The organism is Streptomyces canus, from assembly GCF_030815415.1.
GTDB classification, from domain to species: Bacteria; Actinomycetota; Actinomycetes; order Streptomycetales; family Streptomycetaceae; genus Streptomyces; species Streptomyces canus_F.
This window is the reverse complement of the sequence record NZ_JAUSWW010000001.1, coordinates 9,126,483-9,147,113: the sequence shown is the minus strand read 5'-3', so window position 1 is coordinate 9,147,113 and position 20,631 is coordinate 9,126,483. Positions and strand designations below refer to the sequence as shown.

Genomic DNA, 20,631 nt, shown 5'->3' with positions numbered 1-20,631 from the left:
GATCTCGCATCGAGGAGAAACGGGAGAACACTCGGATGACATCAGCAACGCTGCGCAGGGCTACGGTCTCGGGCGCGGTCCTGCTGTCCCTGCTCGCGGTCCCGGCCCACGCCACGGCCGACGAGAGCGGCACGGCCCCGACGAGCGCCGCGGCCCTGCCCCAGCCCGACATCACAGGGCTGCGCGGCGTGCTGCGCACCGCCCTGCGGCAGGGCGCGCCCGGCGCGATGGCACGGATCGACGACGGCACCACTGTCCACCGGATGGTCACCGGCCTCGCCGACCGCAAGACCCGACGGACCATCAGCACCCGCGACCGGTTCCGCATCGGCAGCGTCACCAAGACCTTCTCCGCCGTGGTGCTGCTGCAACTGCGCGACGAGAAGAAGCTCAAGCTCAACGCCTCGGTCAACCGCTATCTGCCGGGCCTGCTGCCCGACGACCGCATCACCGTGCGGCACATCCTGAGCCATCGCAGCGGTCTGTACGACTACACCAACGACATGTTCGCGAGGGCGGTCCCGGGCTTCGAGGCCGTCCGCACCAAGGTCTTCACCTACCGCCAGCTGGTGGACCGCTCGCTGCGGCACGCCCGCACCAACAGCCCCGGCGCCGCCTACGCGTACTCCAACACCAACTTCGTGGTCGCCGGCATGCTCATCGAGAAGCTGACCGGCCACTCCGTGGGGACCGCCTACCAGAGCCGCATCATCGAACCGCTCCACCTGCGCGACACGCTGTACGTGCACCCCGCCACGACGATCCCCGGCCGCCACACCCGCGGCTACATGACGTCGGACACGGCCGGTGCGGCGCCGATCGACGCGACGCGGCAGACGACGTCCTGGGCACAGAGCGCGGGCGCGCTCATCTCCACCGCCGGGGACCTCAACACCTTCCTGTCGGCGCTGCTCGGCGGAAAGCTGACCTCCGCCGGGAGCCTGGAGCAGATGCAGCGGTGGTGGAAGGTCAACAGCACCACGGCGTACGGCCTGGGTCTGCGCCGCCGCACCCTGTCGTGCGGGACGTCGGTGTACGGCCACACGGGCGCCGTCCAGGGCTACTACACGTACGCGTTCACGTCGAAGGACGGCAGGCGGAGCCTCAGCGCACTCGCCAACACCTCCAACAACGGGGCCGTGCTCAACACGATGATGGGCACCCTGGAGTCGGCCTTCTGCGGCAAGCGGGCGGCGACGGTCCGAGGATCGGCGCACGTCGAGCGACACGAGGACGTCGCCCCGGGTGTCGCGCTGGACTGACCGGGCGGGAACCCCGGTGACCGGGCGCACGTTCTTCGGACACCCCCACCGGGTTCCGTACGACGACTCCAGGACGGCGCGATGACCGAGTTGGTCCCCGGGGGCAATCTGCCCCTCCCGGGCGGTGCCGTGACCGTCCGGGTGTCCGGTCCCTTCGATGTGTCCGCGCTCATCACCGACGACAGCGGCAGGGTCCGGGGCGACGGCGACTTCGTGTTCTACAACCAGCCGGCCGCCCCGGGAGCCCGGCTCTCCGGCGACACCCTGACCCTCGACCCGGCGCGACTGCGCGTCGGCGCCACGCGGATCACGGTCGCCGTCACCCCCGCCGACCCCGGCACTCCCCTGGGCCGCCTGCCCGCGCCCACCCTCCACCTCACCGGCCCGGGCGGCCGCGCGCTCGCCCGGTTCGCCCCGCCACGCCCCCGCCAGGAGACGGTGCTGCTGCTCGCGGAGATCTACCGGCGCGACACCGGCTGGAAGCTGCGCGCGCTGGGACAGGGGTACGCCGACGGCCTGGCGGGACTGGCGCGGGACTTCGGGGTGGACGTCGCCGAGGAGCCGGGCCCGGCCTCCACGCCCCCCGTGGCCGCACCGACGCCGGTGCCCCCGCCGATGCCCTCACGGCCGCCCGTGGCCCCCCGCCCACCCCCGAGCCACGTCTGGCCGCACAGGCCCTCCCCCACCCCCGACGCCTTCCTCGCCCTGGTCAACTCCGCCCGCGCCGCCGCCGGTTCCCCGCCCGTCTCCCCCGACACCCGCCTCACCTCCGCCGCCCAGGCCCACGCCTCCGCGATGGCCGCGGCCCAACGCCTCGGCGTCCAGGGCGCGGACGGCCTCTCCGTCTACCAGCGGCTCACCGCCACCGGATACGCGTACGTCACCGTCGGCGAACACCTCGTCTCCGGCCCGCGCACCCCCGCCGAGTTCGTCGACTACTGTCTGCGCACCGCCCAGCCCCGCCAGACCCTCGGCGACCCGGCCTTCACCCACGCAGGTCTGGCCCACGCCTCCGACGGCCGCACCGGCGACACCTACTGGACGGCGCTGTGGGTCAGGCCCCTCACCCCGGGCGACCTGAGCCGTACGGCGTCCGAGGTCGTCGACCTCACCAACCGCGAGCGCGCCCGGCACGGTCTGCCTCCCCTGGCCGTCGACCCGTTCCTCACCACCGCCGCACAGGCCCACAGCGCCGACATGATCGCTCGCGCCTTCTACTCCCACACCTCGCCGGACGGCAGCCAACCCTGGGACCGGGCGGCCGCCGCGGGGTCGGGGCGGCGCTCGATCGGCGAGAACATCGCCTGCGGACAGCGGTCCCCCGCCGAAGTCGTGGAGGGCTGGATGAACAGCCCCGGCCACCGCGCCAACATCCTCAAACCCGGCTTCACCCATATCGGGATCGGCTTCGCGGGCGGCGGTTCGTCGGGCACGTACTGGACACAGCTCTTCGGCGCCTGAACCGACACGCCGGTGGGCCCCATGGCGGAACGGAGACGTCCGGGACACCATGCCCCCATGAAGGGTGACCTCTTTTCCAGTGAGCACATGGTCCAGCCGGCCACGACGCCGGGCATGAACGTCGAGAACGCGAAGTGCATCAGGTACACGGTGAACGGCGAGCTGCTCGCCCGGCAGGGAGCGATGATCGCCTACCGCGGCAACCTCCAGTTCGAGCGCAAGGGCCAGGGCGTCGGCGGCATGCTGAAGCGCGCGGTCACCGGTGAGGGGCTGCCGCTGATGACCGTGCGCGGCCAGGGCGAGGCCTGGTTCGCGCACGAGGCGCAGAACTGCTTCGTCGTCGAGGTCGACCCTGGCGACGAGTTCACCGTCAACGGCCGCAACGTCCTGTGCTTCGACGCCTCGTTGTCGTACCGGATCTCCACGGTGAAGGGCGCGGGTATCTCGGGCGGCGGTCTGTTCAACAGCGTCTTCACGGGCAGTGGCAGGCTGGGGCTGGTGTGTGAGGGCAACCCGCTGGTGATCCCGGTCTCGCAGCAGTACCCGGTGTACGTCGACACGGACGCGGTCGTCGGCTGGACCGCCGGCCTGCAGACCTCGCTGCACCGTTCGCAGTCCATCGGGTCGATGCTGCGCGGCGGGTCGGGCGAGGCCGTGCAGCTGATGCTCCAGGGTCAGGGGTACGTCGTCGTACGGCCGAGCGAGGCGACACCGCAGAAGCCGCAGCAGCACTGAGCCGGTCACCCCGCCGCCCGAAACCGTGTTGACTGGCGCCCCGCACCGCGCCAGGGTCGAAGCGGCGCGGATCGTCCGTGCCGGAAGGGTGAGGGTCTTGATCGGGATCTCCGACATCGAAGCCGCGGCCGAGCGGATCGCCGCACACATGATCCGCACCCCGACCGTGCCGAGCCCCGGGCTGTCGGCATTGCTCGGCGCTCCGGTCACCGCCAAGCTCGAACTCCTCCAGCGCACCGGTTCGTTCAAGGCGCGCGGCGCGACGGCGAAGCTGCTCTCGCTCACCCGGGCCGAGCGGGCCGCCGGAGTCGTGGCGGTCAGCGGCGGCAACCACGGCATCGCGCTCGCGGTGATGGCCGCGGCGCTCGATGTGAAGGCCACGGTCGTCATGCCGCGCTCGGCGCCCGCGCACGCCGTGGAGATCGCCAGGGACGCCGGTGCGTCGGTGCGGGTGACCGACGACATTGACGGCGCGTTCTCGCTGGTGACACGGTTGCGGGAGGAGGGTCTCACTCTGGTCCACCCCTTCGACGATCCGCTCGTGATCGCCGGACAGGGAACCGTGGGACTGGAGTTCGCGGAGGACGCCGGTGACCTCACCGACGTCCTCGTCAGCATCGGGGGCGGCGGGCTGATCGCCGGTGTCGCGGCGGCGCTGCGCGCCCGGCGCCCGGATGTGCGGATCTGGGGTGTGGAGACCGAGGGCGCCCAGGCCATGTCCGAGGCGCTGGCCGCGGGCGGGCCGGTGCCGGTCGCGCTGTCGTCGATCGTGTCCACCCTCAGCGCGCCGTCCGTGTCGCAACTGACGTACGACCATGTGTCGGCCCTGGTCGACGAGGTCCTCGTGGTCACCGACCGGGAGGCGGTGCGGGGTTCGCTGCAGCTCGCCGATCACGCCAAGGTGTGGGCCGAGCCGGCCGCCGGCTGTCTGCTGCCCGCGGCCCGGCGGGTGCTGCATCAGGTGGGCGACGGCGCCCGGCTGGGGCTGGTGGTGTGCGGGGGCAATGCGACGACCGGAGATGTCAAAACCTGGGCAGAACGTTTCGAATTGCTCTGACCCTTCACCAAATCCCCTCGCATGACAGCCCGTCAGGAAAAGCACCCGGCTTTCCGCTGAACGCATCCCGTCACGCCCCCCGTACCAGTGGGAAAGGTGAGAGACAGGTTCAGCAAGGGATGACCATGGTCAAGGCGCACGTCTCCACACACGAGTTGGTGGCCGGAAGGTACCGGCTCCTGGAGGTCCTCCACCGCGAAACGAACCGCGTCTGCTGGTACGGGGAGGACGTCGAGGCCGGCCGGCCCTGTCTGCTCACCCAGATCGGGCTGCCACCGGATCCGGACGGCGAGAGCTCGCGCCGCGCGATCGCCCGGGTTCTCCGGATGTCCGAGACCATGGGGCGGCTCTGCCCGGGCCGGCTCGCCTCGATCGTCGACGCCGTCGAGGAGTACGGCACCCTGTGGACGGTCACCGAGTGGATCGAGGGCACCCCGCTGGGCGAAGTGCTGGAAAGGGAAGGCACGTTCAGCCACGTGCGGGCGGCCCGTATCGGCCTCGAACTGCTCGACGTACTGGAGGCCGGGCACGGCCAGGGCATCACCCACGGCGAGCTCAGCCCCGGCCAGGTGTTCGTGCGGGACAAGGGCCCCGTCGTGGTCACCGGCTTCGGCCTGACCGGCGCGACGCTCGCCCCCCGGGTCAGCGCACCGTCGTACGCCTCCCCGGAACAGGCCCGCGACGAGCGCATCGGGCCGGCCGCGGACCTGTGGGCGCTCGGCGCGATGCTGTACACGATGGTCGAGGGCCGCCCGCCCTTCCGGGACCGGGACAGCCCGGAGACCACGCTGAAGGGCGTGGACCGGCTGCCGCTGCGCAGCCCGGTGCGGGCCGGACCGCTCACCCAGACCGTGCAGGGGCTGCTCCGGAAGAACTCCAGGGAGCGGCTGAACCGCCAGGCGGTCCGCGAGGCGCTCGTCCGTGTCGTCTCCGAGGACCCCGACGTGGCCCTGGCCTCGGCCCCCCGGTCCCGGATGCGCGGCCTCACGTCCGGTGGACCGCGCTGGAGCCGCCGCACCATGGCCGCCGGCACCGCGCTGGCCGTCGTCACCGTCGCGGTGGCGGTCGTCGTCGTGGCCCGTGAACTGCCCGGCGGTTCGGACGACTCCGCGACCGACGCGGCCACGCCCAGACCGTCCGCCTCGGCCTCCGTGCCCGCCGCACAGCCCAGCCAGGCACCCGCCCCGACGCCGACGGCCCAGAGTCCGACGCCCACACCGACACCCACCCCCACGCCCACGAGCGCCCCGCCGGCGGCTCCGCAACCGGAGTTCCAGCACTACACCTCACCGCAGGGCTTCTCCGTCTCCCTCCCCGAGGGCTGGGAGGCGCTGAGCACGACGAAGCAGGACGACCTCGCGTACCGGGTCGTCCTCGGCGCGAAGGGCGACCCGCGCACGCTCGCGGTCACCTACAGCACGCGCGTGGGCGACGATCCGGTCGCCGTCTGGCGGGACGACGTCGAGCCGAGGCTTCAGCAGTCGGGCGACTACCAGCGGATCGGGGAGATCCGCGCGACGACGTACCAGGGCCGCGAGGCCGCCGACCTGGAGTGGCTCGCCACCGTCGACGGCACCCGCGTGCGCACGCTGGGCCGGGGCTTCCTCCTCGGCTCGGGCCAGGGTTTCTCGCTGCGCTGGACCACCCCGGCGTCGGACTGGGACGACGACGCCAACCAGCAGACCCTGGACACGATCCTGCGGACGTTCCGCGTGCCCTCAGACTGAGTCGCGGGGTGCGCGCATCGCGCGGATGCGGGAGCTGTGCAGCGGCTGGGTGCGCCACCGCGCGGTGAACGTCCGGTCCGGGAGCGAGCAGGTCAGGTCGACGTGGTGCGGGGTCTCCAGGAGGGCCACATCCAGGGCGAGGGTGTCCGGGTCGGCCCATCCGCCGCTCACCGCCGCGGGCACCGGTCCGTCGGTGACGCTCCAGCCCGGCTCGCCGCACCGCAACTCCAGTCGGTGGCCGTCCTCGACGAGGGTCAGCCGCCGGCCCTCCGCGTCGACCTCGACCGCGGTCAGCTTCGGGAGTCCCTCGCAGACTCCGCCGTACGGGGCGAACGCGACGGCCTGCCCGTGCCGTCCGGGCGTGCCCGCCGCCGACGGCAGCGCGAGCCGGGACATCCGCTCGGCCAGCGCGACATCGTCCTTCTCACGACCGGGCAGCGGGTCTGCGCCGAACGCCGGCAGCAGATGGCTCCAGACCAGGTCCAGCACCTTCTGCATCTCCGCGGTGGCCCCGGTGATCGCGACCACCGCGTCCTGCTCGGGCAGCACGAGGCAGTACTGCCCGTACGCCCCGTCCCCGCGGTAGCCGTGCCGGGACATCCAGAACTGGAAGCCGTACCCCTGCGCCCAGTCGGGCCAGGTGCCGTCCCCGTTGACGAGGTGCGACCGCGTCGCCTCGGCGACCCACTCCCGCGACAGCAGCCGCTCGCCCTCCCACACGCCGTCCTGGAGGTACAACTGGCCGAGCCGGGCGATCGCGTCGGTGGTGGCGTGCAACCCGCTGAAGCCCAGCTCACGACCGGACCGGTCGCGCAGCCACGCCACGTCGCCGATGCCGAGGGGATCGAAGAGCCGCGGGCGCAGATACTCGGTGAGCGGCCGGCCGGTCACCCGCTGGACGATCGCAGCGAGGGCGTAGGTGGCGGGCTGGTTGTAGGCGAAGACCGTGCCCGGGTCGCGGTCCGGCGGCAGCAGCAGGAAGCCGCGCACCGGCTCCTCGCGGTCCGTCGCCAGCGCCCGGTCATGCGTCTCGGCCACATGACCGCTGGCCATCGTCGTGACGTGCCGGACGAGCATCGCACGGCTGCGCCGGTCGGTGATGTCTGCGTCGAACTCCGGGAAGTACGAGATCACCGGGTCGTCGAGCCGGAGCAGTCCCTCCGCGACGGCGAAGGCGGCGGCCGTCGCGGTGAAACTCTTGCTGAGCGAGTACAGGAGATGGGGCCGGTCGGCGGTGTACGGCGACCACCATCCGGACGCCACGACCTTCCCGTGCCGCAGGACCATCAGACTGTGCGGCTCGATGTCCGGGGCGGATTCGAGGGCGTCGAGCAGGGCCTGCACGCCGGTCGCTTCGACACCTTCGGCGGACGGGGTGCTCTTGGGCAGAGGGCGAACACTCATACGACCATCCTCTCCCGGCGATCACGCCATGATCCAGACGCCCGCGAGCTGTTTTCCGTGCCGCAGCCCGGGGACTCGCTCCTTATGGTGCAAATCGGATACACGATGATGACCGAACAGGCCGGGCCCCGTGAGCTCGTCGACCATGTGGTGCGGGCCGAGGAGGTGGGTTTCGACTTCTCGGTGACCTCGGACCACTACTTTCCGTGGCTGCGCACGCAGGGTCACTCGCCGTACGCCTGGAGTGTGCTGGGCGCCGCCGCGCAGGCGACCTCACGCATCCCGCTGATGACGTACGTGACCTGCCCGACCTTCCGCTACCACCCGGCTGTCGTGGCGCAGAAGGCGGCGACGATGCAGTTGCTCTCCGAGGGCCGGTTCCGGCTGGGGCTCGGCTCGGGAGAGAATCTCAACGAGCATGTGGTGGGCGGCGGTTGGCCGTCCGCGGACGTACGGCACGAGATGTTGGAGGAGGCGGTCGAGATCATCCGGGGGCTCTTCCGGGGCGGACATGTGAACCATCGCGGGACGCACTTCGACGTGGAGTCCGCCCGGCTGTGGGATCTGCCCGACGAACCGCCGCCCCTGGGCATCGCGGTCTCCGGCGAGCAGTCCTGCGCCCTCGCGGGCCGGCTCGCGGACCTGGTGATCGCGACAGAGCCCAAGGCCGGCCTCCTCGACGCCTTCGACCGCAACGGCGGTACCGGCAAGCCGCGCGTCGGCCAGCTGCCGGTCTGCTACGACCCCGACCGGGACACCGCCGTGAAGCGCGCCCACGCGCAGTTCCGCTGGTTCGGCAGCGGCTGGAAGGTCAACTCGGAGCTGCCGCATCCCGACGCGTTCGAGGGGGCCACGCAGTTCGTGACACCGGACGACGTCGCCGCCTCCATCCCGTGCGGCGACGACCCGGACGACTTCGTCGAGGCCGTACGCCCCTACGCGGAGGCCGGGTTCACCGAGATCGCCCTGGTGCAGATCGGCGGCGAGTCGCAGCCGGCGTTTCTGGACTGGGCGGACAAGACGCTGCTGCCCGGGCTCCACGACGCCCTGGGCCACTAGCCGCACAGGGGTTGCCAACGCATCGCCAAAGGGTGGACATAGGCTGCCTCCCTGCACTCGTGCAGTTCGACCGGCCCCCCACTCAGGAGAGTCACCTGTGACCCTAGCGATCGCCCCGACCGCGACGTCCCCCGCGCCCCTGTCCGACCTCGTGGCGCGGGACGCTCGTGAGTTCGGCGCCTACGCGCGGACCGGAGGCTGGACCTTCGGGCTGATGGTGGCGCGCAGCGTACGGCCCGGCGGCCAGGGCGCGGACGGGACGCCGAAGGTGTCCGCGAAGGAGTTCGCCGAGCTCGCCGGCTGCTCCGCCGATCGTGTCATGCGCTACTACAAGGCATGGGACCGGGCCGCCGACGACGGTCTCGTCCCGCACTTCGAGGCGCTCGCACCGGGCCAGGAGGTGGAGCTGCCGGACGCCGACGTATGGCTGACCTACTACGTCTCCCGCAACAGCGCCACTTCCGAGCGCGGCACCGCCATCACCGAGGCCGCCGAGGCCGAGGGCATCCGGCCGACGAAGGCCCTGGAGGTCGCCGAGAACCCCACCGCGCTGCGCGCCGCGATCCTCGCCGACCCCTCCACCGCCCGGACCGCCCGCCAGGCGCTCCTGGACCGGGTGCGCGAAGACCCCGACCTGCAGGCCGAGTTGGCCCGTGACGTCGTGCGCACCGACGACCTCAAGAAGGCCGTCGCCACCGAGAGCAGGTCCGCCGACCGCATCGGCTACGTCCGCCAGATCGCCGAATCGGGCCAGATCAAGACCCCCGCCGGACAGACCGTCGACGCGCCCGCCGACCTCCGCCAGGAGGCCGAGCGGCACCTCTCCCTCCTCGACGAGCTGGACGAGGACGAGGACACCGGCGAGTGGGCCACCGAGGCCTACGGCACCATGAAGACCCTCGTCGTCGAGGCCGTGGAGGCCGATCCCGAACTCCGTGTCCAGGAACGGCGGACGAAGTTCTACAGCAGCCTCCAGAAGGCGACGAAGGTGTTCGAGGAACTGACCTTCGACGACGCGCAGGACTTCTACGAGGACGACATGGTCCAGCAGCTCGAGGAGTTGCAGCAGGCCATCGGCGCGTGCATCACGTCCCTGCGCACGGCTCGGGGGAATCAGCCTTACGAGTGAGCATTTCGTGCGTGAGGGGGGTACTTGAGGGCAGCACCGCGTTCGTACTTTCCGGAGGTCCCCAGGTGAACTTCTCGACGCACAAGACCTTGGTCGTACAGCTCCAGGCGGGCGACACGCATCGCTTCCCCGTGCTCGCCCACCTGGACTACGCCGCCTCCGACCCGTTCGCCGTCACCGTGGTGTTCAGCCACGACGGCCGGGTGCTCGCCCGGTGGCGCCTGGACCGCGAGATGCTCGCCCAGGGGCTGACCGGACCGGTCGGACTGGGCGACGTGCGTCTGTGCCCCGTGTCCTCGGGCGCGGGGAAAGAGCTGCGCATGGAGCTTTTCGGCGACGTCCGGCCCGGCGGCGGCAGACATCACGCCGTGGTGTTCGTCTGGGCTCCGACGATCGCCGCGTTCCTGAGCCGGACCTACGAGGTGGTGCTGCCGGGGCAGGAGGAGGTCGAGGTCGACGACTTCCTCGCGGAGGTCCTCGCACGGGGCTGAACCGGGTGACGGTGTGGGCGCCGGCTCACCTCGTCGTGTAGCGGCGCCGGATCCACAGCGGCAGCAGGAACCAGCACACCAGGTACCACGCGACCACCGCGCTGACCAGCCAGGGCACGTAGGGGTCGTGGGTGGCGACCCGCAGGATCAGCAGGAGTGAGGCGGCCGTGGTGGCGAGCAGCAGCACCAGGCCGACGAAGGTCAGCCGGGCCGCCCACTGCACCGCGCGGGGTTTGATGCGGCGCCCGGACACCAGGCGGTGCAGGGACACCGGCCCGATGAGGGCGCCGGTGGCGGTGGCGCCGAGGACGACCGTCACGATGTAGATCGTCTTCTCGGTGTCGCCGAGGTCGGCGTACTTCGGTGTGAAGACGACGGTCAGCAGGAAGCCGAACAGGATCTGCACGCCCATCTGCGCGACGCGGATCTCCTGTATGAGCTCGACCCACATGCGGTCGGCTCGCTCGTCCTCGGTCTCGTTGCGTCCCGTTCGTCTCTCCGCAGCCTGCACCATGCGAGGACGGGTAACCCGGCGTCTGATCGTTCAAACAGCCGGGCTCCCGCCCCCGAGGACTACCAGCGGTTCTCGACCTGGTCCTTGATCCGCCCCTCGTAGAGGTCCCGGATCGCGGTGAGCGTCTCCTCGGACAGCTCCGGCAGCGCGGCGGCGGCCGCGTTGGCACGGGCCTGCTCGGGGTTACGGGCGCCGGGGATCACGGTGGTCACGCCGGGCTGCTGGATGATCCAGCGCAGTGCCAGCTGGGCCGGGGTGTATCCCTCGGGGGCGAGGGCGGAGAACTCGGCGGCCGCCTCCACGCCGGTCGCGTAGTCGACGCCGGAGAAGGTCTCGCCGACGTCGAAGGACTCGCCGTGCCGGTTGTAGGTGCGGTGGTCGTTCTCGGGGAAGACGGTGTCCTTGGTGTACTTGCCGGACAGCAGACCGGAGGCCAGGGGCACCCGGACGATGATGCCGACGCCCGCCTCCCGCGCTGCGGGGAGCACTCGCTGGAGCGGCTTCATGCGGAACGCGTTGAAGATGATCTGCACGCTCGCCACGCCCGGCCGGGCGATCGCGGTCAGGGCCTCCTCGCAGGTCTCCACGCTGACGCCGTACGCGGCGACGCGCTCCTCCTCGACGAGGGTGTCCAGCGCGTCGTACACCGCGTCCGTCGAGTAGACCGGCGTGGGCGGGCAGTGCAGCTGGACGAGGTCGAGGCGGTCGACGCCGAGGTTGCGGCGGGAACGGTCGTTCCAGGCACGGAAGTTGTCGAGGACGTAGTTCTCCGGGATCTGGTCGACCCGGCGGCCCATCTTCGTGGCGACCAGGACGTGCAGGTCGGGCCGGCTCCGCAGGAAGGTGGCGATGGTCTGCTCGCTGCGGCCGTCGCCGTACACATCGGCGGTGTCGAAGAAGGTCACGCCCGACTCGGCGGCGGCCTCCAGTACCGAAAGGGCTTCCTTGTCGTCGACGTCTCCCCAGTCGGCACCCAGCTGCCATGTACCGAGACCGACGACGGATGCGTGCTGACCCGACCTACCGAAAGTGCGCTCGTCCATGGCGTCAGTCTGTCATCCGTCCACTCTGTGCGCGGAACGGGCTCCTCCGGAGGATCGTCTGTGAATCATTCACTCACACGAGTGAATGATCTCGACGAGCAAGCGCTCTCTGACAAGCAGGTCCCTAGCTTGACCCAGGTGACCCACAACCGGACCCGCAGAAGCTTCCTCCTCAGCGCCGCCGCCCTGACCCTCGTGCCGGCCGACCCGGCCGTCGCCGCGCAGGAACTGCCCGGCTTCCCGGACGAGGTGGCGCTCTACCGCTCGGCGTACCGGAACTGGGTCGGAGAGATCACCGCCGCCGGACTGTGGGCCTGCGCTCCTTCCGACGGGGAGCAGGTGGCCGCCGTCGTCAACTGGGCCTGGCAGCACGGCTGGCGGGTACGCGCCCGGGGCTTCTCGCACGGCTGGTCCCCGCTGACGATCACCGAGGGCACCTCGCCGGACGCGCCCGTGCTCCTCGTCGACACGACCGCGCACCTCACCGGTCTGGCCCTGGAGTCCTCCGGCGCCGTGCGAGCCGGCGCCGGTGCCTCGATGGAGTCGTTGCTGACCTTCCTGGAGGGACACCGCCTCGGTCTGACGGCCGCGCCCGCGCCCGGCGACCTCACCCTCGGCGGCGCCCTGGCGATCGACGCGCACGGCAGTGCCGTCCCCGCACAGGGCGAGCGACGGCTGCCGGGCCAGACGTACGGCTCGCTGAGCAACCGGGTGCTGTCGGTGACCGCGGTCGTGTGGGACGAGGACAGCGGGGCCTATGTCCTGCGGACCTTCGCACGGGACGAGGCGGACGCCGCCGCACTGCTGACCCATCTCGGGCGGACCTTCGTCACGGAGGTCGTCCTGCGGGTCGGCGCGAACGTGAACCTGCGCTGTGTCAGCCGTACGGACATCCCGGCAGGTGAGCTCTTCGCCGCGCCCGGCAGCGACGGACGCACCCTCGCGAGCTACCTGGACGAGGCCGGGCGCGTCGAGGCGATCTGGTTCGCCTTCACCGAGTTCCCGTGGCTCAAGGTGTGGAGCGTCGAGCCGACGAAGCCGCTCACCTCGCGCCGCGTGACGTCGCCGTACAACTATCCGTTCTCCGACAACGTCCCGACGCCGGTGGCGGATCTCGCCGGGCGGATGGTCTCGGACGCGGCCTGGTATCTGGCACCGGTGCTCGGGAACGCGCAGTACGACACGGCCGCGCTCGGGCTCGTCGCGACCCTGTCCGCCGACATCTGGGGGCCGTCCAAGAACACGCTGCTCTACATCAAGCCCACCACCCTGCGGATCAACGCCAACGGCTACGCGGTGCTCACCTCCCGGGACCAGGTGCAGCGGATCGTGGCCGAGTTCACCGCCTTCTACCGCGAACGGCTCACGGCGTACGCGGCCCTGGGCCGCTTCCCGGTCAACGGCTCGGTGGAGATCCGTGTCACGGGCCTCGACGACCCGGCCGACGCCGAACTCGCCGGCGCCCACGCCCCGTTGCTCTCCGCGCTGCGGCCGGACAGCGCGCACCCGCAGTGGGACACCGCCGTCTGGCTGGACGTACTGACACTGCCGGGGACCCCGTACGCGGAGGCCTTCCTGCGTGAGCTGGAGCGGTTCCTGCTGGACAGCCACGACGGCACGGATGCCCTGACCCGCGTCGAGTGGTCCAAGGGCTGGGCCTATACGGACGACGCGGTGTGGGACGACGAGCAGGTGCTCGGCGCGGCGGTGCCCGCGTCCCTCGGCGACGGCGTCTGGGAGCAGGCGGCCGGCATCCTGGACCGTCTCGACCCGCACGGCGTCTACGGCAACGCCTTCCTGGACCGGCTGTTCGGCTAGGGCGTCAGCTGCGCCTGCACCACGGGCGCGTACCGCTCGACGAGGGTGTCCAGCGTGCTCGCCCTCATGTGAGGGCCGCGGGCGATGCCGTACATCACGCCGAGGCCGAGGAGGGTGCCGACGGCGAGTTCGGCGCGCAGGCCGGTGTCGGGGCCGGTGAGGCGTTCGGCGAGGCGTTCGGTGACCTGGGCGCGGAAGTTGGCCCGCAGGATGTCGCCCTGTTCGCCGTGCAGGGGGGCGAAGGCGATGCGCAGCAGGGGGTCGGCGCCGCGCTCGCTCTGGCTCTCCAGGACGTGCCTGACCATGTGCCGGCCCAGCTCGTGCAGGGGTGCGTCCAGCAGGGCTTCGGCGTCGGCCTCGAAGGACATGACGCGGGCGAAGAGAGCGTCCTTGTTGCCGAAGTACTTCAGGATCAACGGCGGGCTCACACCGGCGCGTTCGGCGACCGCCTTCAGGGTGATGTCGGCGTGAGCGTGGCGGGCCAGGAGGTAGCGGGCCGATCTGAGGATGGCCGCCTTGGTCGCCTCGGCGTCCCGGCGTGCGGACGTGGAGGCGGTCGGTGGGGTGCGCACGGCACTCATGCTCCCTCCATCACCTCCTTGCGGGCTCCCCGGGCCCGGCGTGTTCCGCCGGCCTCCGGGTCGGCGGGGATGCACAGCGCGGTCGCGCACGCCGCCAGGGCGACCGCACCCGCGACGCCGAAGGCCAGCAGATAGCCGTCCAGGGCGGGTACGGGAACACCGCCGACCAGGCTGGTGTGGCGGACCAGGACCGCGGCGACGGCGGCACTCGACACCGCCTGCCCGATGGTGCGCATCAGGACGTTGACGCCGTTGGCGGAGGCGGTCTGGCCTGCCGGGACGGCGTGCAGGATGAGGGTGGGCAGCGCCGAGTAGGCCAGAGTGGTGCCGGTGCCCACGACTGCCGCACCGACCATGATCATCCACAGGTCGTGGCTGTCGGCGATGCGCACGGCGTAACCGGCCGCGATGACCAGCGCCCCGAGGGCGAGCGTGACGCGCGGTCCGCGGGAGGCGGAGATCCGGGCCGAGACCGGCGAGAACAGCAGCATGATGAAGCCGCCCGGGAGCAGCACCAGACCGGTCTGGACGATCGACAGCCCGAGCCCGTACCCCGTGGCCCGGGGCGCCTGCACGAGCTGGGCGGTGACCAGGGAGTTGGCGTAGAACGCGAACCCGGTCAGCAGCGCCGCCACATGCGCGAGCCCGACCCGCGGCTCCGACACCAGCCGCAGATCGACCAGCGGCCGTTCGGTCCGCAACTGCTGCCACCACCACAGCGCCAGTACGACGACGGCGGCGCCGAAGAGTCCCAGGATCCGCGCGCTGCCCCACCCCCACTGCCCGCCCTGCGACACCCCGAGCAGCAGGCTCACGAGCCCGGCGGCCAGGCCGAGGGCGCCCGGCACGTCGAACCGGCCGGGCTCCCGCACCGGCGACTCCCGTACCGCCCACCACACCGAGGCGACGCCCACCGCGCCCAGGCCGGCGGTCACCCAGAACATGGCGTGCCAGTTCGCGTACTGCACGATGACCGCCGCGAGCGGCAGGCCCAGCGCGGCGCCGATGCCCACGGTCGAGCTCATCAGCGCCACCGCGCCGCCCCGGCGTTCCGGCGGGAGTTCGTCGCGCAGGATGCTGATGGACAGCGGTACGACGGCGGAGGCGGCGCCCGAGAGGGCGCGGGCGGCGATGAGCACCCGGATGTCGGAGGACAGGGCGCACAGCACCGAGCCGACGGTCATCAGACCCAGCGCCGCCATGAGCACCCTGCGCTTGCCGTACATGTCGCCGGCCCGGCCGAGGACCGGGGTGAGGACGGCGCCGGCGAGCAGGGTCGCGGTGACCATCCACGAGACGGCGCCGGGTGAGGCACCGGTCAGCCGCGGCAGGTCCGGCAGCAGCGGGACGACCACGGTCTGCATGACGGCCATGAGGATGCCGCCGAACGCCAGGACCGGGACGGTCAGCCGTTCCCGCAGGGGCCGGGGTGTCGCGGCGGGCTCGTCCATCGGCACTCCAGCAAAAAAATATGAGTGAATGGCAATTCACCATAGCTGGTGAATTGCCATTCACCCAAGGGAGAAGGGCCGCTACTTCCGCTCGCTCAGGGCCCGGGTGTGCGCGCTGCGCGCGATCTTCGGACCCAGCCAGCGCTTGAGCCGCCGCAGCGCTTCGAGCTGCCCCGCGGCCTTGTCGAGCCGGTAGTACAGCTGGGGCGGGACATAGGGCAGCAGGGGCGAGTGGCGCTGGCCGAGCAGGGCGAACATCTGCTGCGGGGGCAGGTGGATGTAGCGCGGGAGGTTCTCGTACCACTGGGCGCTGTAGCGGGCGGCGCTCTGGACGGAGAGGAGCTCGGCCTTGCGCTGCCGCTCGTAGCGGTCGAGTGCCTGCGGGAGCTCGGTGTGCTCGCGGAGCGCTGCGGCCAGGGCGATGGCGTCCTCGAGGGCGAGGGTGGTGCCGGCGCCGATGGAGTAGTGGGTGGTGTGGGCGGCGTCGCCGATGAGGACGAGGTTGCCGCGGGACCAGGTGCGGTTGGTGAGGGTGCGGAAGTTGAGCCACTGGGCGCTGCCGTCGGCACCGGAGCGGCCGATGAGGGAGTGGCCGTCCAGGACGTCGGCGAAGAGCTTCTCCAGCAGGGGCAGTCCCTCGGCCTCGTCCGCGCGGTCGAGGCCGAGGCCTGACCAGGCCTCCGGGGCGCATTCGATGACGCAGGTGCTGCGGTCGGGGCCGAAGCCGTAGCCGTAGCACCAGATCCAGCCGTGGTCGGTCTCGACGAAACCGAAGGTGAAGGCGTCGAAGACCTTGGTGGTGCCGAGCCAGGCGTAGTGGTTGCGGCCCTCCCTGGCCTCGGTGCCGAAGTGGTCGGCGTGGGCGGTGCGCAGCGCGCTGTGGACGCCGTCGCCGGCCACGATCAGGTCGGCCTCGGGCAGGTTCTCCGGGGTGATCGCGCGCTCGAACTCCAGTCGTACACCGAGCTCCCGGGCGCGGGTGGCGAGGAGCTCCAGGAAGCGATGGCGGCCGATGCCGTGCCCTTCGTCGCCGCGGTGGCGGGTCGTCAGGTCCCGCACATGGGCGACGCCGTCGTTCCAGCGGACCGAGTGCTCCTCGACGGCCCGCACGGTCTCGGGGTCGTGCTCGTGGAGCTTGTCGAGCAGACCACGCCAGTAGGTGACGCCCCAGCCGTAGGTCGAGCCCTCCGGATCGCGTTCGTAGACGGCGATGTCGTGGGACGGGTCCTGCCGTTTCAGCAGGATCGACAGATACAGGCCGGCGGGCCCGCCACCGACGCAGGCGACCTTCACGCGCACCCCAGGAATTACTCAAAGCGGTCAGTTGACGACGCAGAGTAGCAGGCGATTGCGCCAGTTTCTCCAGGTGAGCCAGGCCACCGACGACACACCTGTCCGCCAAGGACCACCCGAAACAGGGGCCCCGACAGAAGGAATTCCCCGTTCCGGCGCCCCGCGGGCCCCGTCGAAGCAAGATCATCTTCGTTCAACGTTGCACGACATGTTGGTAATTGTCCGGATCGCAGCCAACCGGTCCCAGGGGATTTCTCCCGCTCTCGGCGGGGCCGATAGGCATGCGGAGTCGCCCACCACCGGAAGGACTCCCATGCCCGAACTGACCCGGCGCCGCGCACTCACCGCCGCGGCCGCCCTCGCCACCACGGTCGCCGTCGCGCCCCGAGCGGCCGCCCACGACCACTCCCCCGAGGCCTTCGACGAGGTCTACAAGGGCCGCCGCATCCAGGGCCGCCCCGCCGCCGCGGGCGGTCACCACCACGGCACCGGATACGCCGTGTTCGTCGACGACGCGGAACTCCACGTGATGCGGAACGCCGACGGCACCTGGATCAGCGTCGTCAGCCACTACGACCCGGTACCGACACCGAGGGCCGCCGCACGGGCCGCCGTCGACGAGCTGCGGGGCGCACGACTCGTCCCGTTCCCCGCCAACTGACCTGCCCCGCCCGCACCTTGGAGTACCGCACATGACCGTCCGCAAGAACCAGGCGAACCTGAGCGCCGACGAGAAGCGACGCTTCGTCGCCGCCGTCCTGGAGCTGAAGCGCAGCGGCCGCTACGACGCCTTCGTCACCACGCACAACGCCTTCATCATGTCCGACACCGACAACAGCGAGCGTACGGGCCACCGTTCACCGTCGTTCCTGCCCTGGCACCGCAGATATCTCCTCGAGTTCGAGCGGGCCCTGCAGTCGGTGGACGCGTCGGTGGCGCTCCCGTACTGGGACTGGTCCGCCGACCGCTCCCCGCGCGCCTCGCTGTGGGCGCCGGACTTCCTCGGCGGCACCGGCCGCAGCCGGGACGGCCAGGTGACGGACGGGCCGTTCGCCGCGTCGGCCGGCAACTGGCCCATATCCGTGCGGGTGGACGCCCGTACGTTCCTGCGCCGCTCGCTCGGCGGATCCGTGCGCGAACTGCCGACACGGGCGGAGGTCGACTCCGTGCTGGCCATGCCGACGTACGACATGGCTCCCTGGAACAGCGCCTCGGACGGCTTCCGCAACCACCTGGAAGGGTGGCGCGGGGTCAATCTGCACAACCGGGTCCATGTCTGGGTCGGCGGTCAGATGGCGACCGGGGTCTCCCCCAACGACCCGGTGTTCTGGCTGCACCACGCCTATGTCGACAAGCTGTGGGCCGAGTGGCAGCGCAGGCACCCGGACTCGGGGTATCTGCCCGCCGCCGGGACGCGGGACGTGGTCGACCTGGACGAGACGATGAAGCCGTGGAACGACGTACGCCCGGCGGATCTGCTGGACCACCGGGCGCACTACACGTTCGACACGGACTGATCAGGCGTCCGCCGTACGGCACTCCGGGTGGCCCCAGCCCTGCGCGTTCTTCGCGATGTCCGCGCCGGCCGCGTAGGGGCGGCCGCACAGACAGCGGCCGGGGAACTTGGCCTTGATAGTGCGAGACCCCGAGGACGCCGAGGAGGCCGAACCGCCGTTCCGCCGGGGCGACTTGGCCTTGGCGGGGCGGGAGGCCTTCGGGGTGTCGGGCGAGGGCGGCGGCTCGGGCGAGCCGAGGTCGGTGCCCGCGGGCTCCTGGACCACGGCGGCCTGACTGGCGGCGCGGTCCGCGAAGTCGTTGAGGCGGTCGCCGTCGACCTGGTGGGCGGGGACATAGCGGAAGTCGACCTTGCGGCCGTCGAGCAGTTCGTCGATACGGACGACCAGGTCCTGGTTGGCGACCGGCTTGCCGGCTGCCGTCTTCCAGCCGTTGCGCTTCCAGCCGGGCAGCCAGGTGGTGACGGCCTTCATGGCGTACTGGGAGTCCATCCGGATCTCCAGCGGCACGTCCGGCTCGACCGCCGTCAACAGGCGTTCCAGCGCGGTCAGTTCCGCGACGTTGTTGGTGGCCTTGCCGAGCGGTCCCGCCTCCCAGCGGGCCGGGGTCTCCGTGTCGTCCGCGACGACCCAGGCCCAGCCGGCCGGTCCGGGGTTTCCCTTCGAAGCGCCGTCGCAAGCGGCCACCACACGTTCACGCATGGGCCCGATCATGCCACGGAGGGGCGGGGCGCCCGGCCACCGGTCCTCAGACCTCCGAGATCTTCGGCATCTCGCCCTCGGTCGTGCTCAGGTCGATCACCGAGAAGCTCGCGCCCTGCGGGTCGCTCAGCGCGGCGAACCGGCCGAAGGGGCTGGACATCGGCCCGAAGCGCAGGACGCCACCGAGCTTGGTGGCCTTGGCGACGGCGTCGTCGCAGTCGGACACGGCGAAGTAGACGTTGACGTACGACGGGACCTCGGGCGGGAAGTCGTCCGTCATCCTCATCCGGCCGAGAACGGTGTTCTCGCCGATGTCGAAGATCCGGAAGTCGACCGCATCGTCCTCCATCCGCTTCGCGCGGTACGGGAAGACGGCCGTGAGGAAGTCGTCCGTCTTCGCGGGCTCCCGGGTGAAGACCTCCGCCCAGGCGTACGCCCCCGGCTCGCCGATCGCCTCGAAGCCCTCGTGCTGTCCGGCCTGCCAGACGCCGAAGACGGCGCCGCTCGGGTCGCGGGCCAGGCACATGGTGCCGAAGTCGCCGACCGCCATGGGCTCCATCAGTACGTCGCCGCCGTTGTCACGGATCTTGCCGGCGGTGGCCGCGGCGTCCGGGCTCGCGAGGTACAGGCACCACTGCGACTGGCCCTCCTGGCCCGGCATGGGCGGGACGACTGCGGCGACGGCCTTGCCGTCCGCGTAGGCCTGGGTGTAGTTGCCGTACTCCGACGACGCCTCGCCGAAGGTCCAGCCCAGGACGTCACCGTAGAAGCTCTTGGCTCCCTCGACGTCACTGAACATCGCATCGGCCCAACAGGGGGTTCCCTCAGGTTGTACGGCCATGACTGCGGCCCTCTCCGGTTCGGTGGTCCGTCCGGTTTCTCACGCTAGTCACCCCGCCGCCGGGCCGCGCGCCGAACGGTTCGGTCCGTTTCGTGCGGGGAGGGGGCCGTCACGGAGAGGGAGGAGCCCGGACACCGCCTCGGCCAGGGTGGCGGAAGGATTCAGCACGTCCGCTGTGCCGTTCGCGCGCAGCAACCGCAGCTGAGCGGTGTCACACACAAGGGCGAACCCGCTCCCCGTCCCGGTGACGCGGCGCCGCAGGCGCAGCACCACGTTGAGGCCGGCGGAGTCGATGAAGGAGACCGGGCGCAGGTCGACGACGTAGCCCTGGGCGGCCACCGCCGCCAGGGGGTCGAACCAGAGGCTCAGGTGGGCGGCGGTGGCCAGGTCGATGTCGCCGTGCAGTTCGGCGACCAGCAGTCCGGTCTCCGTACGCAGCAGCGCGTGCTCGCCGGCCGGGGGCCAGGAGGCCGCGCCGACGGGTTCCAGAATGGTGTCGTGCAAGCCGTCCGTCCCCGTTCCGTACCTGCCGCGCGTTCCGGCACGGGC

Annotated in this window: 20 protein-coding genes; 11 read left to right on the top strand and 9 right to left on the bottom strand. The window is 71.4% G+C overall.

Annotation, left to right across the window (positions count from 1 at the left end; translation table 11 throughout):
• Nucleotides 1-35: 35 nt before the first annotated feature.
• From QF037_RS42385 to QF037_RS42365, 5 genes are all read left to right on the top strand, one after another.
• Nucleotides 36-1,262 carry a serine hydrolase domain-containing protein gene (locus QF037_RS42385; RefSeq protein WP_307034725.1) on the top strand — a complete coding sequence of 409 codons (1,227 nt, stop codon included), beginning with the start codon at nucleotides 36-38 and terminating at the stop codon, nucleotides 1,260-1,262.
• An 81-nt stretch (nucleotides 1,263-1,343) separates the two neighbouring features.
• Nucleotides 1,344-2,723 (top strand): CAP domain-containing protein, encoded by a 1,380-nt coding sequence (locus tag QF037_RS42380; RefSeq protein ID WP_307034723.1) that lies wholly within the window; start codon nucleotides 1,344-1,346, stop codon nucleotides 2,721-2,723.
• 57 nt (nucleotides 2,724-2,780) lie between these two features.
• Complete coding sequence (locus QF037_RS42375; protein WP_307034721.1) at nucleotides 2,781-3,458, top strand: AIM24 family protein; 678 nt, start codon at nucleotides 2,781-2,783, stop codon at nucleotides 3,456-3,458.
• Between the two features lie 97 nt (nucleotides 3,459-3,555).
• Nucleotides 3,556-4,515, top strand: a complete 960-nt coding sequence (locus QF037_RS42370) for a threonine/serine dehydratase (protein WP_307034719.1) — start codon at nucleotides 3,556-3,558, stop codon at nucleotides 4,513-4,515.
• Nucleotides 4,516-4,640: 125 nt separating this feature from the next.
• Nucleotides 4,641-6,242, top strand: a complete 1,602-nt coding sequence (locus QF037_RS42365) for a serine/threonine protein kinase (RefSeq protein ID WP_307037652.1) — start codon at nucleotides 4,641-4,643, stop codon at nucleotides 6,240-6,242.
• On the opposite strand, the gene QF037_RS42360 is transcribed toward QF037_RS42365, so the two are convergent.
• Nucleotides 6,234-7,646 carry a serine hydrolase domain-containing protein gene (locus tag QF037_RS42360; RefSeq protein ID WP_307034718.1) on the bottom strand — a complete coding sequence of 471 codons (1,413 nt, stop codon included), beginning with the start codon at nucleotides 7,644-7,646 and terminating at the stop codon, nucleotides 6,234-6,236. The genes QF037_RS42365 and QF037_RS42360 overlap by 9 nt on opposite strands.
• An 84-nt stretch (nucleotides 7,647-7,730) precedes the next feature.
• Between QF037_RS42360 and QF037_RS42355 the strand changes: the two genes are divergently transcribed.
• From QF037_RS42355 to QF037_RS42345, 3 genes are all read left to right on the top strand, one after another.
• Nucleotides 7,731-8,705 (top strand): LLM class F420-dependent oxidoreductase, encoded by a 975-nt coding sequence (locus QF037_RS42355; RefSeq protein WP_307034716.1) that lies wholly within the window; start codon nucleotides 7,731-7,733, stop codon nucleotides 8,703-8,705.
• Between the two features lie 97 nt (nucleotides 8,706-8,802).
• Nucleotides 8,803-9,834, top strand: a complete 1,032-nt coding sequence (locus QF037_RS42350) for a hypothetical protein (protein WP_307034714.1) — start codon at nucleotides 8,803-8,805, stop codon at nucleotides 9,832-9,834.
• Nucleotides 9,835-9,899: 65 nt separating this feature from the next.
• Nucleotides 9,900-10,325, top strand: coding sequence for an SsgA family sporulation/cell division regulator (locus QF037_RS42345; protein WP_307034712.1), 426 nt, complete (start codon nucleotides 9,900-9,902; stop codon nucleotides 10,323-10,325).
• Between the two features lie 25 nt (nucleotides 10,326-10,350).
• Here the strand turns inward: QF037_RS42345 and QF037_RS42340 are convergent, their stop codons facing one another.
• Nucleotides 10,351-10,839: a DUF6328 family protein gene (locus QF037_RS42340; protein WP_307034710.1), complete on the bottom strand. Its 489-nt coding sequence runs from the start codon at nucleotides 10,837-10,839 to the stop codon at nucleotides 10,351-10,353.
• Nucleotides 10,840-10,898: 59 nt separating this feature from the next.
• Nucleotides 10,899-11,882: an aldo/keto reductase gene (locus QF037_RS42335; RefSeq protein ID WP_307034708.1), complete on the bottom strand. Its 984-nt coding sequence runs from the start codon at nucleotides 11,880-11,882 to the stop codon at nucleotides 10,899-10,901.
• Nucleotides 11,883-12,020: 138 nt separating this feature from the next.
• Here QF037_RS42335 and QF037_RS42330 point away from each other — a divergent pair, with 138 nt between their 5' ends.
• The gene (locus tag QF037_RS42330; protein WP_307034706.1) at nucleotides 12,021-13,700 is read left to right on the top strand and encodes a cholesterol oxidase substrate-binding domain-containing protein; all 1,680 of its coding nucleotides are present in this window, start codon (nucleotides 12,021-12,023) and stop codon (nucleotides 13,698-13,700) included.
• On the opposite strand, the gene QF037_RS42325 is transcribed toward QF037_RS42330, so the two are convergent.
• From QF037_RS42325 to QF037_RS42315, 3 genes are all read right to left on the bottom strand, one after another.
• Nucleotides 13,697-14,281, bottom strand: a complete 585-nt coding sequence (locus QF037_RS42325; protein WP_307034704.1) for a TetR/AcrR family transcriptional regulator — start codon at nucleotides 14,279-14,281, stop codon at nucleotides 13,697-13,699. The genes QF037_RS42330 and QF037_RS42325 overlap by 4 nt on opposite strands.
• A complete protein-coding gene (locus QF037_RS42320) occupies nucleotides 14,278-15,732 on the bottom strand; it encodes an MFS transporter (RefSeq protein WP_307034702.1) in 1,455 nt (484 codons plus the stop codon). Before QF037_RS42320 ends, QF037_RS42325 begins: the two co-directional genes overlap by 4 nt.
• Nucleotides 15,733-15,813: 81 nt before the next feature.
• The gene (locus tag QF037_RS42315) at nucleotides 15,814-17,025 is read right to left on the bottom strand and encodes an FAD-dependent monooxygenase (protein ID WP_307037649.1); all 1,212 of its coding nucleotides are present in this window, start codon (nucleotides 17,023-17,025) and stop codon (nucleotides 15,814-15,816) included.
• A gap of 313 nt (nucleotides 17,026-17,338) precedes the next feature.
• Between QF037_RS42315 and melC1 the strand changes: the two genes are divergently transcribed.
• A complete protein-coding gene (gene melC1 / locus QF037_RS42310; RefSeq protein WP_307034700.1) occupies nucleotides 17,339-17,686 on the top strand; it encodes an apotyrosinase chaperone MelC1 in 348 nt (115 codons plus the stop codon).
• A 31-nt stretch (nucleotides 17,687-17,717) separates the two neighbouring features.
• Nucleotides 17,718-18,542, top strand: a complete 825-nt coding sequence (melC2, locus tag QF037_RS42305; protein WP_307034699.1) for a tyrosinase MelC2 — start codon at nucleotides 17,718-17,720, stop codon at nucleotides 18,540-18,542.
• On the opposite strand, the gene QF037_RS42300 is transcribed toward melC2, so the two are convergent.
• Genes QF037_RS42300 through QF037_RS42290 form a run of 3 tightly spaced genes read right to left on the bottom strand, consistent with a single transcriptional unit; the run spans nucleotide 18,543 to nucleotide 20,586 of the window.
• Nucleotides 18,543-19,253: a ribonuclease H family protein gene (locus QF037_RS42300; protein ID WP_307034696.1), complete on the bottom strand. Its 711-nt coding sequence runs from the start codon at nucleotides 19,251-19,253 to the stop codon at nucleotides 18,543-18,545. It abuts the gene before it with no gap.
• Nucleotides 19,254-19,287: 34 nt separating this feature from the next.
• On the bottom strand, nucleotides 19,288-20,082 hold the full coding sequence (locus QF037_RS42295) for a VOC family protein (RefSeq protein ID WP_307034695.1): 795 nt from the start codon (nucleotides 20,080-20,082) through the stop codon (nucleotides 19,288-19,290).
• A 48-nt stretch (nucleotides 20,083-20,130) separates the two neighbouring features.
• A complete protein-coding gene (locus QF037_RS42290; RefSeq protein ID WP_307034693.1) occupies nucleotides 20,131-20,586 on the bottom strand; it encodes an STAS domain-containing protein in 456 nt (151 codons plus the stop codon).
• Nucleotides 20,587-20,631 lie beyond the last annotated feature (45 nt).